General features: G+C 50.6%; 11 protein-coding genes. 8 read left to right on the top strand and 3 right to left on the bottom strand.

Features of this window, described 5'->3' with window-relative positions:
* Nucleotides 1–118: 118 nt before the first annotated feature.
* From ACFOLF_RS03495 to ACFOLF_RS03485, 3 genes are all read left to right on the top strand, one after another.
* A complete protein-coding gene (locus ACFOLF_RS03495; RefSeq protein WP_210039797.1) occupies nt 119–4384 on the top strand; it encodes a discoidin domain-containing protein in 4266 nt (1421 codons plus the stop codon).
* A gap of 157 nt (nt 4385–4541) precedes the next feature.
* A complete protein-coding gene (locus ACFOLF_RS03490; RefSeq protein WP_210039798.1) occupies nt 4542–5603 on the top strand; it encodes a glycoside hydrolase family 88 protein in 1062 nt (353 codons plus the stop codon).
* Nucleotides 5604–5650: 47 nt separating this feature from the next.
* Nucleotides 5651–6403, top strand: coding sequence for a hypothetical protein (locus ACFOLF_RS03485; protein ID WP_210039799.1), 753 nt, complete (start codon nt 5651–5653; stop codon nt 6401–6403).
* A gap of 20 nt (nt 6404–6423) precedes the next feature.
* On the opposite strand, the gene ACFOLF_RS03480 is transcribed toward ACFOLF_RS03485, so the two are convergent.
* On the bottom strand, nt 6424–7233 hold the full coding sequence (locus ACFOLF_RS03480; RefSeq protein WP_210039800.1) for an AraC family transcriptional regulator: 810 nt from the start codon (nt 7231–7233) through the stop codon (nt 6424–6426).
* A gap of 89 nt (nt 7234–7322) precedes the next feature.
* Here ACFOLF_RS03480 and ACFOLF_RS03475 point away from each other — a divergent pair, with 89 nt between their 5' ends.
* The 3 genes from ACFOLF_RS03475 to ACFOLF_RS03465 are packed head-to-tail and all read left to right on the top strand — an operon-like array spanning nt 7323 to nt 9847.
* Nucleotides 7323–8030, top strand: a complete 708-nt coding sequence (locus ACFOLF_RS03475) for an RraA family protein (protein ID WP_210039801.1) — start codon at nt 7323–7325, stop codon at nt 8028–8030.
* 32 nt (nt 8031–8062) lie between these two features.
* Nucleotides 8063–9094 carry a zinc-dependent alcohol dehydrogenase gene (locus tag ACFOLF_RS03470; RefSeq protein WP_210039802.1) on the top strand — a complete coding sequence of 344 codons (1032 nt, stop codon included), beginning with the start codon at nt 8063–8065 and terminating at the stop codon, nt 9092–9094.
* A gap of 33 nt (nt 9095–9127) precedes the next feature.
* A complete protein-coding gene (locus ACFOLF_RS03465; protein ID WP_210039803.1) occupies nt 9128–9847 on the top strand; it encodes an SDR family oxidoreductase in 720 nt (239 codons plus the stop codon).
* Nucleotides 9848–9935: 88 nt separating this feature from the next.
* Here the strand turns inward: ACFOLF_RS03465 and ACFOLF_RS03460 are convergent, their stop codons facing one another.
* Nucleotides 9936–10967: a sensor histidine kinase gene (locus tag ACFOLF_RS03460; RefSeq protein WP_210039804.1), complete on the bottom strand. Its 1032-nt coding sequence runs from the start codon at nt 10965–10967 to the stop codon at nt 9936–9938.
* Entirely contained in the window at nt 10964–11635 is a 672-nt protein-coding gene (locus ACFOLF_RS03455) for a response regulator transcription factor (RefSeq protein WP_210039805.1), read from the bottom strand. Before ACFOLF_RS03455 ends, ACFOLF_RS03460 begins: the two co-directional genes overlap by 4 nt.
* Before the next feature lie 180 nt (nt 11636–11815).
* Between ACFOLF_RS03455 and ACFOLF_RS03450 the strand changes: the two genes are divergently transcribed.
* Both ACFOLF_RS03450 and ACFOLF_RS03445 read left to right on the top strand, forming a co-directional pair.
* Entirely contained in the window at nt 11816–12589 is a 774-nt protein-coding gene (locus ACFOLF_RS03450; RefSeq protein ID WP_210039806.1) for an ABC transporter ATP-binding protein, read from the top strand.
* On the top strand, nt 12576–14504 hold the full coding sequence (locus ACFOLF_RS03445) for an FtsX-like permease family protein (RefSeq protein WP_210039807.1): 1929 nt from the start codon (nt 12576–12578) through the stop codon (nt 14502–14504). The genes ACFOLF_RS03450 and ACFOLF_RS03445 overlap by 14 nt, the downstream gene beginning before the upstream one ends.
* The last annotated feature ends 45 nt before the right edge of the window (nt 14505–14549 follow it).

Here is a 14549-nt window from a genome sequence, read left to right as displayed (position 1 = left end):
GATGAGATTCCTTCTTCTTTCTTTAAGACTATGTAAGCGCAATCAATACTATAAAAACAAAAATATGGATATTCAAATTGATCAGGACAACAATGATATTTCATGAGGAGTGATCAGTATGTTATTTAAAGGGGTAAGGTTACACAGCACGCAAAAGCTGAAATGGCTGTTGTTAATTGGCTTGACCTGTTTGTTTGGGATCATGTTATCACCAGGAAATACGCGTGCAGAGGATCCGGTACCCGACATCGAACCGGGAGCAATTCACGTTTCTCCGCAAGGATCCGATTCGGGGGATGGATCGGAGGCAGCGCCTTTTCAGACACTTGAGAAAGCGCGTGATGAAGTAAGGTCCATCCTGGCATCTGGCGATCAGACAGCTGATATTGTAGTTTATCTTCATGGTGGAACGTATAACTTGACCCAGACGCTGCTTTTCACCAATGAGGACTCTGGAAAAAACGGCCATCAGGTCATCTATCAGGCTTACCCGGGGGAACATCCCATCCTTAGCGGCGGCCAGGAAATTACAGGCTGGGAATCGATCGGTGGTGGCGTGTTCAAAGCGCCAATCGGCAATTTGGAATTCCGCCAGCTGTATGTCAATGACAACAGGGCGGTTCGGGCCAGGACGCCCAATATAGGCGAATTCTTCAGGGTCAAGCGGTGGGACAGAGCGAATCAAGATATATACGTTAACCAATCCGAAGTAGCAGGCATCCAAAACCCACAAAAAGTCGAAATGGTCATTCAGACGTATTGGTCCGATCAGCATATGCTAATAGAGTCCATGAATGTGAGCGGTGATGAAGCGGTCATCAAACCACAGAATCCAGGAAGGGATGTCATATTTAACCGCACAGCCCCTCAGATGGATCCCAAACAAGCTTACCATTTTGAAAATGCCTTAGAATTTATGGATCTTTCAGGCGAGTTTTATCTCGATAAAGAAAATAGCGAGCTCTTTTACAGACCACGCTTTGGTGAAGATATGGCAAGAGCTTATGTAGTCGTCCCGGTTTTGGAATCGCTGGTGAAGGTAACCGGAACACTGGATCAGACTGTGAAAAATATGAAATTTATCGGATTATCGTTTCAGCATACCGGGTGGAATCTGCCCACTCAGCAGGGATATACCAGTACGCAAGCGAGCTTTTACCCCATAATGACGAATTATGACGGCAAAGTTCCGGCGGCATTTTCCGTCGAAGCTGCGGAGAACATTGTCTTCGAGCGCAATACCTTTCAAAATCTGGGTGGAACGGGACTCGATCTTATTTCTGCAACGAACAATGTGGATGTCATAGGCAATGTATTTAAAGATATTTCCGCAAACGGTGTGAATGTGGAGAGTGGATTATCTATATTGAAGCAGGTGCCTGCAGATCCTAGGACCATCGTTAAACAAACGCTGGTAGCCAATAACTTCATTACGAGAGTCGGACAGGATTATTACGGGGCTGTCGGAATATTCGGAGGGTTTACGGAAGCGCTTACTGTGGAGCATAACGAATTAACGGATCTTCCCTACAGTGCAATCTCCGTAGGGTGGGGCTGGACAATAAATACGACACAGCTTAAAGACAATATTATCAGATACAACGATATTCATCATGTCATGAAGCAGATGGTCGACGGCGCTGGAATCTACACGTTGTCCAAACAGCCGAATTCGCAAATTTATGAAAATTTCATACACGATTTTGACCGGTCTCCCTGGGCGGCACCGCCAACGGATCCCACCAAGAACTGGTTTCCCGTAGTGGGTATTTACCTCGACCAAGCTACCGAAGGATATGCAGTGGAACGAAACGTGATTGTTAATGTTCCTACCCCAATTTTCGCAAACCGGTTCAAGCTTGGTGCTGACACCTATACCGATAATTACGGCGATTTTGCATCAATTAAAGCTAATGCGGGCTTAACGGCGCAATACAAGGACATTTCGATTCCCGTTAAAGAGTACGATCCGATAAAGCCAGAGTTATTACAAGCTATTACGGATGAAGAAGGCACAAAAATCGAACTGACCTTCAGTGAAGCGATATCGCCGTCTTCGCTAGATCCCGAACGGTTTATTCTAAACGGGACGGCCGCAACAGTCGCTTCGGTCGTAATGAATACCTATTTGCCGAATAATAATGCAGTAATTCTGCAAACGAATGGAATTCTAGAATATCAGCACCCGATAACGCTCACAATGGCCGAAGGAGCGCTGCAGGATCCTGCGTTTAACAAGAATGCTCTCACTGAACAATTCTCCATCACGAATCAAGTCCGGAACCCTTACGTGATCGATCTTGAAATTACCGGATCTCCGATTCTAAGCGTTAATGATACCGCTGCTCTTCATCCGTTTGTCAAAACCCGCGACAATGTCCCCGTTACTTCGGGTCCTGAGGAATGGCAGTTCGTTTCGGCAAATCCGGCGATTGCGACGGTAGATGCTCAAACGGGCGAAATACAAGCACTAGGCGCCGGCGAAACCTATGTTACCATTACAACGGAATACAATGACATTGTCGTTACTGCAAAACTTGATCTATATATTTCCGCTGCCGGACAGATAAAACCCGCCTTTGTCAACATTGCAAAAAATAAACAATCCTATTCCACCGGCACTATCGCGGGGCCCAATTTTGGATCGGAAAAAGCGCTGGACGGTAATATCCAGACGCTTTGGACGACAGCAGGCACGGGTACTTTAACGGCTGATTTGAGCGATCTCTATCATCTGTTCAAAATTCAACGCATCGAAGTTGTTACACGTCAGGACACTGACCAGCAATCACCACGGAGAAATTTTGAGCTGCAGGCCTCCAACCGCAAAGATTTTGCAACTTATACCGTACTAGGGAGCCAAAATGAACTGACGCTTCCATACCGCTCAACTTGGACTGTGAATTTGCCCGAGCCGCAATCTTTTCAATATATTCGTTTTTCAAAACCTATTGATTACGCAGCTGTTGCAGAACTGCGCGTCATAGCTGAATATGATACGGGAGAAGACTTATCTCTCACTTGGCCGGAAGGGAGTGTGCTTCAGGCATTCAAAATGGATGATCCCGGCAAAGTCCGATTGGAATGGTCTCTACTTGATCCTTCGTATAACATTGCTTCCTATAATGTTAATGTCGATGGGCGTGCTCCTCTTACCGTAACTGGTTCCGTTTATTCAACTACGATTAGCAATTGGCCGGAAAATGTGCCTGTAACAGCCAAGGTTGAGGCGGTAAATACGGAGGGGCGCTGGAGTATGAATGGTCCGTCTGTCTCGTTTACAGCGAATTGGCCGGACTATCACATCGAATTGAATATGAGCGGAGGCTCACCTGTTATGAATGCGGGTGAAACTCTGCAGCTCCAGCCCGTCCTGACACACGATAACGGAACTGTCATTGAAGGAGAGACCTTATGGCAATATGAGTCGCTTAATCCGTCAATCGCGACTGTCAATGCTCAAACAGGGTTAATTAACGCAGTGGGCAGCGGTGATGCCCAAATAAAAATTACCGGCGTGCACAGTGACGGGAACTTTATTACCAAACTTGATCTTTTTATCGTTGCAGCGGGGCAAACAAAGCCGGAGACTGTCAACCTTGCCAAAAGAAAACCGACAACGGCTACTTCTGCTTTCAGTGCGACCTATGGAGCGGATAAAGCGGTTGACGGCAATAACAGTTCGCTATGGACGACAAGCGTTCCGGGCTCGTTGACCGTAGATTTGGGAGAATCCTACCGCTATTACGATATTACCCGTATAGAGGTCGTTACACGCCAGGATGCAGATCAGCAATCAACACGCAAATTATTTACGGTTCAGGGATCGAACCAAAGCGACTTTGCCGATATAACCGTGTTGGGGTCTCAGAATGAAGAAGTTCTGCCATATCGGGCAACCTGGTCCATCGAATTGCCGCAGCCGGTGTCATTTCGGTATATTCGGTTCGTCAAACCGGTGAATTATGCTGCGGTGGCGGAATTGAGGGTGATCGCAAAACCTAAACAGGCGCAGATGCTGGAGGAGCAAGCACTGGAGGACCAGGCGCCGCCGCAGGACGAAGCGCCGCAAGACCAGGCACCGCAGGATCAAGCACCGCCGCAGGATCAAGCGCCGCAGGGCCAGGCGCCGCAGGACCAGGCGCCGCCGCAGGATCAAGCGCCGCAGGACCAAGCGCCGCAGGACGAAGCGCCGCAGGACCAGACGCCGCCGCAGGATCAAGCGCCGCAGGACGAAGCGCGGCAGGACCAGGCGCCGCCGCAGGATCAGGCGCCGCAGGATCAAGCGCCGCAAGACCAGGCACCGCAGGATCAAGCGCCGCAGGATCAAGCGCCGCAGGATCAGTCGCCGCAGGAGCAGGTTTCAGAGCCGGATATTGTCTAGAATCGCACCAAGAAGCGGAGCTCGTGAGGCTCCGCTTTTTTCTCGGCTGTTCAGCGAATGAGACAAAAATTAGTTGTTTCCTTCATGTTCCCGTGCGCCTTGAAATTATAGAATGGGGTTGTAATTCAATCCGGATTGCCAAGGAGGCTAATGATTCGTGAATCCGCTTTATATTTCACAAAAGCTGTATGAACACTATGAGCATGTCGAAGAGGTCAAACACTATTACGGGTTATTGGCCATCTACGCACTGCTGCTGACCGCTGAAGAAAAGCAGGATCCCGTTTTACTCGAAAAGTGCAAAACGGTTCTGTCCCGTTTTCCCGACCGTATTGAACATCCTACTTATAACTTTCCAAGCTACCGGATTGGCGGAATCCCAAAGGCTTATGCACTGATGAAAGGCCATATGCCCGAAGCGGAGGATCAGGTCAGGCAGTATGCGGAGGAGATGATGACGGCAGCCAGGGACCGCAGCGGCATCATGTCATACCCCTATGCACCCGAGCGCGAAATGATCTGGATTGACGTTGCGATGGCGGTAACGCCGTATTTGCTGTTCGCTGGCTTGGCGCTTGGCGAAGAGCGATTGATCGATGAGGCGGCCAATCAAAGCTTTCTCATGTATGAGGAGTTTCTTGACCCCGAGAATGGCCTGCTCCATCAGAGCAAAAACTTCGCAGGACCCGGCAAATACTCGCAGGATCATTGGGGAAGAGGCAATGGCTGGGGGTTTCTGCCTCTTGCGGAGCTTGTACAGCATCTGCCGCAGCATTCCCGCCACAGGCCGAAGGCGGAGAAATATTTCAGGGATTTGGCGGCAGCCCTCCTTCCTCATCAGTCGGAGAGAGGACTATGGAGACAGGAAATTCCTTTCGAATATTCTTATGAAGAAACGTCGGGCACCGGGTTGTTCCTTTATGGTATTGGTGTGGGCATGCGATGCGGACTGTTGGACAGGGATATCTATTCGCCCGCATTCCGCAAGGGAATCGAGGGCTTGAATCAGATCAGCATTAACGTTGACTTCTCAACGGAGCGAAGCTGCCCGGGCTGTCTGTGTCCCGGTGAAGGCGATGAGAAAGGCACGGTCAAATCCTATGTGACGCTGATGCTTCCCCACCGCGACGAGCATCACAGCTTCGCCCCTCTGATGTTTGCGATGGTGGAGGCTTACCGGAACGGTCTGTACGATTTGCCCCGCAAATCTGAAGCGTAACGTCATATGCCAGGAATGCAAGAAGCTGCACTCAGGAGGATGAGAGGATGCTGCCACATCTGCAGGAGCGTTTTTTTAGAGATGAGCATGAGTTGAATACCGGTACATGGAGCTTTGAAGCGGCAGATGAGGATGGAATCAGGCAGCTTCCCGTGGAGGAAGCATTGAAGAAGGCAGGAGCTGTATTGCCGCTTAAACCGGCGCGTATGGTCACAGAGCGGGACGGTATTGAGGTAATCCGTTCGGACGCGGCGGAGCTGTACGGGTACCCGATCATTAAAGCGGAGCGGATCTGGATTACTGCGATGTCACATACTCTGTTTATTATAGACCGCTTGAAGGCGGAGAGGCCGGTCAGGGTCGTCAGTTCATTCATGCTTAACGATGACGACAACCGGATGAAGGTCAAGGCGGCGGCTGAAACAAAGCTTGTTCTGAGGCGGAACGCAGCGGGAATGAAGTTCTTTCAGGTTAGCGCCGCATCCGGAGGGGAAGCCAGCCGGAGCAGTCTTTGGATAGGAGATACGCCATACAGCGGGCCGGTGGAAATGAACGCATCCACGTTTCGCTTTACAGGCGATTCCTGCCAAACGGAGCACATCCATGTATATGCCGCTGCCAGAGACGATACGGAGGCAGTGAAAGAGTGGCATATCCTTCCACTGACGGACCGGCAGTTCTATGTGGAGCCGCCCGCCGGATTAACCGGCTATTCGCTGGAGCTAGGGGAGAATGATGAGCTTGTCGTCAGAAGCCATCCGGATGGCAATGTCCGGACCATCTGCTATTCCAGCCATTGAACTTCAATTGAGGCAACAGGCTAGTCCTTCAAGTAGTAGGAAGGGGACGCGCCCGTCAGCTTTTTGAACAGCCTGCTAAAATAATAGATGTCTTCAAAACCGACGGATCTTGCTGCTTCCGATACATTGCAATCGCCGCTCAGCAGCAAATCCTTGGCTTTATAAATACGAATCTGATTCTGGTATTGTACGGCTGTCATCCCGATTATTTTCTTGAACAGCAGCCGGAAATGTGAGGAGCTTAACCCGCTTAGCGCAGCCAGCTCGTCTATCGAGAAGTGGTCTCTGTAGCTGGACAGGATGAGGTTGGCGGTTTTCTCAATGGCGTAGTAGTGGGCGCCGCCATGCTCGGCCCGATCCTGTTCCTTGATGATCTGGTACAGGATATCCATCATGATGCTCTTGCATTTGATCGTGAACCCGCTTCGCCTGCCGCTCCAGACCATGCTGAGCTCGGCGAACAGGGACTGCAGCTTGAAGGGATGGGGGCTGCGGATGACATTTTTGAACCCCTTGAAGAAATCCCATGTGCTGTCATTCAGAAATTCCATGTCGAAGGAAACCGTATAGAACGACCACGGATTGTCCGGGTTGGATCTTGCGGAGCGGACCAATCCCTTGGGGAAGAAAAGCAGATCGCCTTCCTTAACCGGAACTTCACGGTTCAAATAACGATAGACGGCCTCGCCGGAGGAGCAAAATGCGATGACGCAGGTATTGTGATAAACAATCTGATCGATGCGCCACTGCGGATCAGGCTCTTTCTCATTGATGTGCTCGATGAACCGTATGTTGAAATCTAAATCATCTTGTACATGGATACCAGACATATACGCATCGCTCCAGCCCATTGGGATCATGGTATTCATTATAATTATGCGGCAGGATTATTGTCTATCTCTAAACAGGAGGAAATCAAATGAATCTGGACGATCTGAAAGCCAAACGCGGCAGGAGGGAACTGAGTGCCCTTCCCATACCGGAGAAAGAACTGTGCAATCGCTTCCAGGAGGTGTTTACGGCGGCCGTGAATGATGTATTAAGAGAGCATGGACTGCTGCATCAGGTGCTGCCCAGCAATATTGCGCCCTTGAAGCCGGAAATGAAAGTATGCGCCGTCGCCTTTACGGTTAAGGGTTCGAAGAATCTGACGATTGAAAGCGAGATGGAGCAGCGCGCCAAGATGCTGGAGGAAATCGGAGATAATTCCGTTGTCGTCTGGGATACGAGCGGGGATGACGAGTCGGCTCAGTGGGGCGAGGTGATGACGATGGCTTCGCAGAAGCGGGGCTGCAGGGGGGCTGTCATTGACGGGGGCGTCCGCGATACGAACAAGGTACTGGAGCTGGATTTTCCCGTCTTCTGCAGGTACCGCACCTCCAACGGCATGCTCGGCCGCTTCCGGATGATCGATTGGCAAATTCCCGTCATGATTGGCCAGGTATTCATCTATCCGGGGGATATTATCTTCGGCGATATCGACGGCGTAATCGTGATTCCAAGGGATATCGCTTATGATGTGCTGCTCAAATCAGAATATATTAAAGAGAATGAGAAAGCGATCAAGCAGATGGTTCTCGAAGGATTGACACCCTCTGAAGTGATCAAAAAAGGCGGGTACTTTTAAGGAATGTGCATATTCATGAAGGGAGGAATTTGATGAAAGCGGCCGTTTTGACAGCGTGGGAAAATATTGAGATTCAGGATGTTCCGGTTCCCGAAATCGGGGAGGAGGAATGCCTGATCAAGGTGAGATATGCGGGGATTTGCGGCACGGATCTTCATATTTATGGCGGTCACCACCCTACGGCAAAAACTCCGGTTATCCTGGGACATGAATTCGTCGGCACGATTGAGCGGATCAACACAAAAAGTCCCGTTAACCTTAAGATAGGAGACCGCGTTGTCGTTGAGCCCTTAATCAGCTGCAGCAGCTGCGGTGCGTGCAGAGAAGGGAACTGGCATGTATGTCAAAATCTCAAGCTGCTTGGCATTCATACAGGCGGCGGGTTCGCCGAGTATTTGAGAGCGCCGGTAGGCAAGGTCATCAAGGTGAACGACAGATTGACTGACCGGATCGCAGCGATGGCCGAGCCCTTTGCGGTAGGCTTTCATGTCAACCAGCGGGCCGGGGTCAAGAACGGCGACCGTGTATTGGTGATCGGCGCAGGGCCGATTGGACTGATCGTGGGACTTGTTGCCCGTGAAGGCGGAGCCGCACAGATCGCGTTCTCGGAGATCAACCCGATCCGAATTGATCAGGTGAGGTCCTTTGGCTTTACGGACATCATTAACCCGATCGAGAATGATGCCGCCGCAGAGGCTGCTCTGCTGACAGAGGGAGAAGGGTTCGACGTTGTCATCGAGGTTTCGGGCTCCCAGGCAGGCCTCCTGCTTGCGACGCAAGCCTGCAGAATCAGAGGGACGGTTGTTTTTGTCGGTTTTCCCGGAAGCATTCCGCAGTTTAACGTGATGCAGGGGATTTTCAAGGAATTGACCATGGTGGGCAGCCGCGTGTATACCTACTCCCATTTTCAGAAAGCCGTGAGACTTCTGGAGAGTGTGGAGGCGGCGGGTCATTATGATTTGGAGAAGCTTATCAGCGGTGTTCATTCCCTGGAGGAGCTCGCGCAGTCCATCCAGACGATGAAGGAAGGGACAGTCCCCGGAAAAATATTGATCGAATTTTAGGACTTGCATGATTAGAGAAAGGAGTCGTTTGACGTGCAGGATGAGCGGTTGAAGGATAAAGTGATCGTAATCATAGGCGCTGCCGGAGGGATGGGGCAGGCGGCCGCAAGAGCGCTTGCCGCGCAGGGAGCAAGGGTAGTGCTCGGTTCGCGGAATGAGCCGGCTTTGCAGAATCTGGCCGATGAATTGATAAGCAGCGGCGCCCAGGCGGCGTACAAGAAAGTGGATGTGACAAACGAGCAGGAGGTAGAGGCATTCTTCGGGCATGCGGCCGCGGCGTTTGGACAATGCGATGCCCTGCTCAATTTGGCCGGCCTCAGTATACCCTCAGCCATCTCGGAGATGACGATCCAGCAGTATGAACAGTCGATGGATGTCAATTTGAGGGGTATCTTTCTTTGCTCGAAGCATTTTATTCCCTGCGTGGATCAGGAAGCGGGGGGATTGATCGTCAATGTCGGATCAATGGCGGCCAAACGCGCGAATGCCAATGCTCCCCTGTACTGCACGGCCAAGGCAGCGGTCAATATGTTCTCGCAGGGGCTCTCCCTGCAGCTGATCGAGCGGAATATTCGTGTCACGACCCTGAATCCGGGGGCGACGGATACCGGCTTCTGGGGAACGCGCCAGGTCCCGAGGGAGAAATTCATGACAGCCGAGGATGTGGCGGAGGTGCTGCTGTTCGTTCTGCAGATGGATCCGCGGCTTGTGATCCATGAGATTAACTTCGAGTCTTTTGCATTCTACAAATAAATCCGCATATTGAAGAAGCAGTTGCCGTCATTTGGCGGCGAGCCTGTATATTAACGATCAGAAGCCTGCGACAGCCGCAGGCTTCTTCTTATTGCATCCGATAATAATGGCTCAATTTGGGAAAATGAATGGTCACTGTTGTCGATATGCCTTCTTCCGATTGAATGGACAGATCATGTCCCAGCTTGAGAGCCATCTGCCTGGCAAGATACAGTCCCATTCCCGTCGATTTGGCATGGCTTCTTCCGTTTGCTCCCGTAAAGCCTTTCTCAAACACGCGGTGGATATCCTCCGTTTTGATGCCGATTCCCGTATCCTTGATCAACAGCCGCTTCTCTTTGGCGTCCTCCTCGAAGCCGAAGACAATGCTGCCGCCCTCCGGCGTATATTTCAGGGCATTGGAGGTGATCTGGTCGATGATAAAAACAAGCCATTTGCTGTCGCTTTGTACAAACTGCTGCACATCGTTCATTTGCAGGCCGATGTCCTTGTTGATGAACAGCTTGGCATATTTTTTCACGCTTTCTTTAACCCTTTGACCCAGTTGAACCTCTGTGATGAAATAATCCCTGGAGAAGGAATCGATCCGGGAGTAATAAAGCGCCTGCTCCACATAATTGTCGATTTCAGCCAATTCATCCTCCAGCTTGTCAACCAGATAATCGACCGATTTGCCTGAACTGTTATCCATCAGCAGGCGGCTTGCCGCGATCGGCAGCTTGACCTCATGAATCCAGGACATAATAAAATCCTGATGATCCCGCTGCTCGTCGACCGAGCGCTGCAGCTGCCGGGAATGGGCCTCATAGAGCGTCTTTACCAGCTCAAGGTAAAGCGCCTGCTGATGATTTTGCGGTTCGGAGAGGGTTGCAATCGCCTGCTCCGAATCGCTGCCAGTCAGCGCTTTCAGCTCCAGGAAGAAGGCTCTGCGGTAAAAGTAGCCGATCACGATGTACAGCGCCATGAAGAAGAAGCATCCCGCATTGGCATACATGATATTATGATAGATAGGCTGACGTTCCCCGACGCTCACGAGCATAAGGGAGCTGACAAACAGCATGATGATTACATAGAAGCCCAGAAAATATCGCTTGTCCTGCATATAGGCGAGAAAGCTCATGAGATGATATATCCCTCTCCTTTCCGGGTGGCGATGAAGGAATCCTTGCCAAGCTCCGCCAGTTTTTTGCGAACCCGGGTAATATTGACCGTAAGCGTATTATCGTCCACGAAGCTTTCATCTTCCCATAAACTGCGCATAATTTTTTTGCGATTGACGACTGTACCTTTCTGCTGCATCAGCAGCTTCAGAATGGTAAGTTCGGTCTTGGTCAGCTCTACCCGCTGTCCCCCGGCGGCGATCGTTCCGTCGCCCAGATGCAGGACAATGCCGTCATGCTCCAGCACGTTCAGGGCATTTTCGGTATAGGAGTAGGTTCTGCGCAGGAGGGCATTGATTTTGGCGATCAGCACCTCGGTAAAGAAGGGCTTCTGGATAAAGTCGTCTCCGCCCATATTCATCGCCATAACCATATCAATCGGCGTGTTCCGGGAGGAAATAAACAGAATCGGAACCTTCGAGATTTCCCTGATTTGACTGCACCAGTAGAAGCCGTCGAACGCCGGCAGATTAATGTCCATCAGGACAAGCTGCGGATTTTCTTTGACAAACAGCTGCAGAATATGATCAAAGTCATCGGCCAGGGCAACCTCGAAGCCCCATTTGATCAGCGTCTCCGCTACCAGATCGCCAATTACGCGGTCATCCTCCACGATCATTATTTTCACGCCTGCACCTCCCTGGATAAAGCCTGCTGTATGATGAAACATACCATTTTACCGGATTTGAAAGCAATCCATGTGACAGTTTTGTAAGGTTAAACGGGGATGTTGTAAGTCCGCATGCGGTTTGAATCTTGTAGAATAAATCCATAAGCATGACAAATGATAGCAATGGAGGCGCCGCAGATGAGCAGAACCATCGTGGAAGCGAAGCAAATCAAAAAAATATACGGAACCAAAGGAAATGTGTTTACGGCATTGGACGGCATTGATCTTACAGTACAGGAAGGGGAATTCGTCGGGATTATGGGTCCGTCGGGCTCGGGGAAATCGACGCTGCTCAACATGCTGGCCACCATCGATCAGCCGACTTCAGGGGACATTGTCATTGACGGAACCAGCATTCTGAAGATGAACGAGGAGCAGCTGTCGGTTTTTCGAAGGGATAAGCTGGGTTTTATCTTCCAGGACTTTAATTTGCTCGATACGCTGACGGTCAAAGAAAATATTCTGCTGCCGCTCGCGCTGGCCAAAATGAATGTAAAGGAATTGGAGCGGAGAGTGGACGACATCGCCGATAAGTTCGGCATCAGGCAGCTGCTGGACAAATACCCTTATCATATATCCGGCGGTCAGAAGCAGCGCACGGCGGCATCGCGCGCGATCGTAGCAAGTCCGAGCCTGGTTCTGGCGGATGAGCCGACAGGCTCGCTCGATTCCAAATCGGCCACCGATTTGCTGGAGAGTCTCAGAGATTTGAATGAGCAGGCGAAGTCGACCATTCTGATGGTCACGCATGACGCTTTTGCCGCAAGCTACTGCAAGCGGGTGCTGTTCATCAAGGACGGCCGTATGTTCACGGAACTGGTGAAGGGGCAGGCTGCCACCCGCAAGGAATTTTTCAATAAAGTGCTCGATGTGCTGTCCGTGCTCGGGGGTGGCGTAAGTGACGTTGTTTGATATCGCGAAGAAAAATGTCACCGGGAATTTTAAAAGCTATTTGCTCTATTTTGTTTCCATGATCTTCAGCGTTGTGATTTATTACACCTTCGTTTCCCTGCAATATTCCGAAGAAATCCAGGCAACGATGCAGTCGTCTCAGGTCATGAGCTCGGTATTTATGGGGGCATCCATTGTATTGATTCTGTTCGTAGCTGTATTTATCTGGTATTCGAATTCCTTCTTCACGAGAAAAAGAAAAAAGGAGGTAGGGCTGTATTCGCTCCTTGGCATGAGGAAACGGACAATCGGCAAAATGCTGTTTTACGAGAACCTCATCATGGGAGCAGTCGGTGTGGCGATTGGCGTCGTGTTCGGGACATTATTGTCCAAATTGTTTACGATGATTTTCCTGAAGCTGCTGGATTCAGCCATCAATGTAAGCTTCAGTATCTCCCTGCAGGCGATTCTGAATACGGTCATCGTATTTGCGGTGCTGATTCTGTTTACATCGGTTCAGGCATATCGCCTGATTTACCGCTTTAAGCTGATTGAATTATTTCAGGCCGAAAAAGAAGGCGATCAAGCGCCCAAAGCCTCGGTAATGGTGGCGTCCCTTGCCGTTCTGCTGCTTGCCTTCAGCTACTGGCTTGTGTTCCAGCCGATGACGACCAATGAACAAATGGGAAGGAATATGTTGTTGTTCATTGTGGCGCTCATTGCCGGAACCTATTTCCTGTTCCACTCGGCCATCGTCTGGCTGCTGCGCGCATCGCAAAGCAACAAGTCGCGTTACTATCGCGGGATGAACGTTATCGCCACCTCCCAGCTGCTGTTCCGCATCAAGGGAAATACGCGTACGCTGACTATGATCGCCCTGCTCAGTGCGATCACCTTGAGCGCGGTGGGCGTGGGCTACAGCATGTACTACAGCAATGAGAACAATGCGGATGATGCCGCTCCCTTCAGCTACAGCTATATCTCGGATGGGGGCGCGCTGGATAAGCAGGTAGAGCAAATTCTGGCGGCGGATACGGAGCATCCGGTCACGAAGAATTTTGCCATTCCGGTTATAAGGCTAAAGGCGAATACAGCAGCGCTGGCTTATAATCCATCGAATTTCCCGCCTGATGATACGCCTTTGAAATTGATTGCGGCAAGCAAATACAATGAGGTTTCCGGGGCAATCGGCCGGAAGGGACGGGCTCAGCTGACAGATAATCAGGCAGCCGCTATCCGTCCAAGGTATGCGACTGATTTGACTTCTTCCGATTATGCGGGCCGGTCCGTCACGATTAAAGCCCCTCAAGCGGATAAGGATGTCTCCCTCGTACAATTCCTTGAAAGCAATGTGCTGCGCTGGACTTTCCCGGATGTGACCATTGTCGTCAGCGACCGGTTGTTTGACGAAATAGCAGGGCAGGTGCCCCCGGATATCTATCACGTGTATCAGGTCGAGGATCAACAGACAGCGAAAGCTTCTTCCGAACAATTAACCGGGCTTGCGACGGAAGAGAATCAGATGTCCTCCTATTATGCGGTATACCGGGATGGACTCGAAGATGCCGCCTTGAATATATTTGTCCTGGGGTTTCTGGGCTTGGTGTTTCTGGCGGCAACCGGCAGCATCATTTATTTCAAGCAGCTGACCGAAGCCCGTTCGGATCAGGGGCGTTATGATATTTTGCGGAAAATCGGCGTCAGCCGGAAAGACATCCGGATCTCTGTCGCGAAGCAGACCTTTTTCGTATTCGCGCTTCCGCTTGTCATAGGCATTCTGCACAGCTCCATGATTCTGAAAGCCTTGTCCAGCATTAATCTCATCAACGGCAGCCTGACCACGCCCATTATGACTTCCATGGCTGTTTATGTTGTTATTTATCTGATCTATTATGTGCTGACCGTGCAGTCCTTTAATAAAATCGTGAACAAGTAAGAAGAATCGCGCCGGGATATAAAAAGAACGCCCGCGGCCCCCTTC

This window comes from Paenibacillus sepulcri (genome assembly GCF_042647105.1).
GTDB lineage: Bacteria > Bacillota > Bacilli > Paenibacillales > Paenibacillaceae > Paenibacillus_Z > Paenibacillus_Z sepulcri.
The sequence above is the reverse complement of the archived record's forward strand: the minus strand, read 5'-3'. Positions and strand labels throughout refer to the sequence as shown.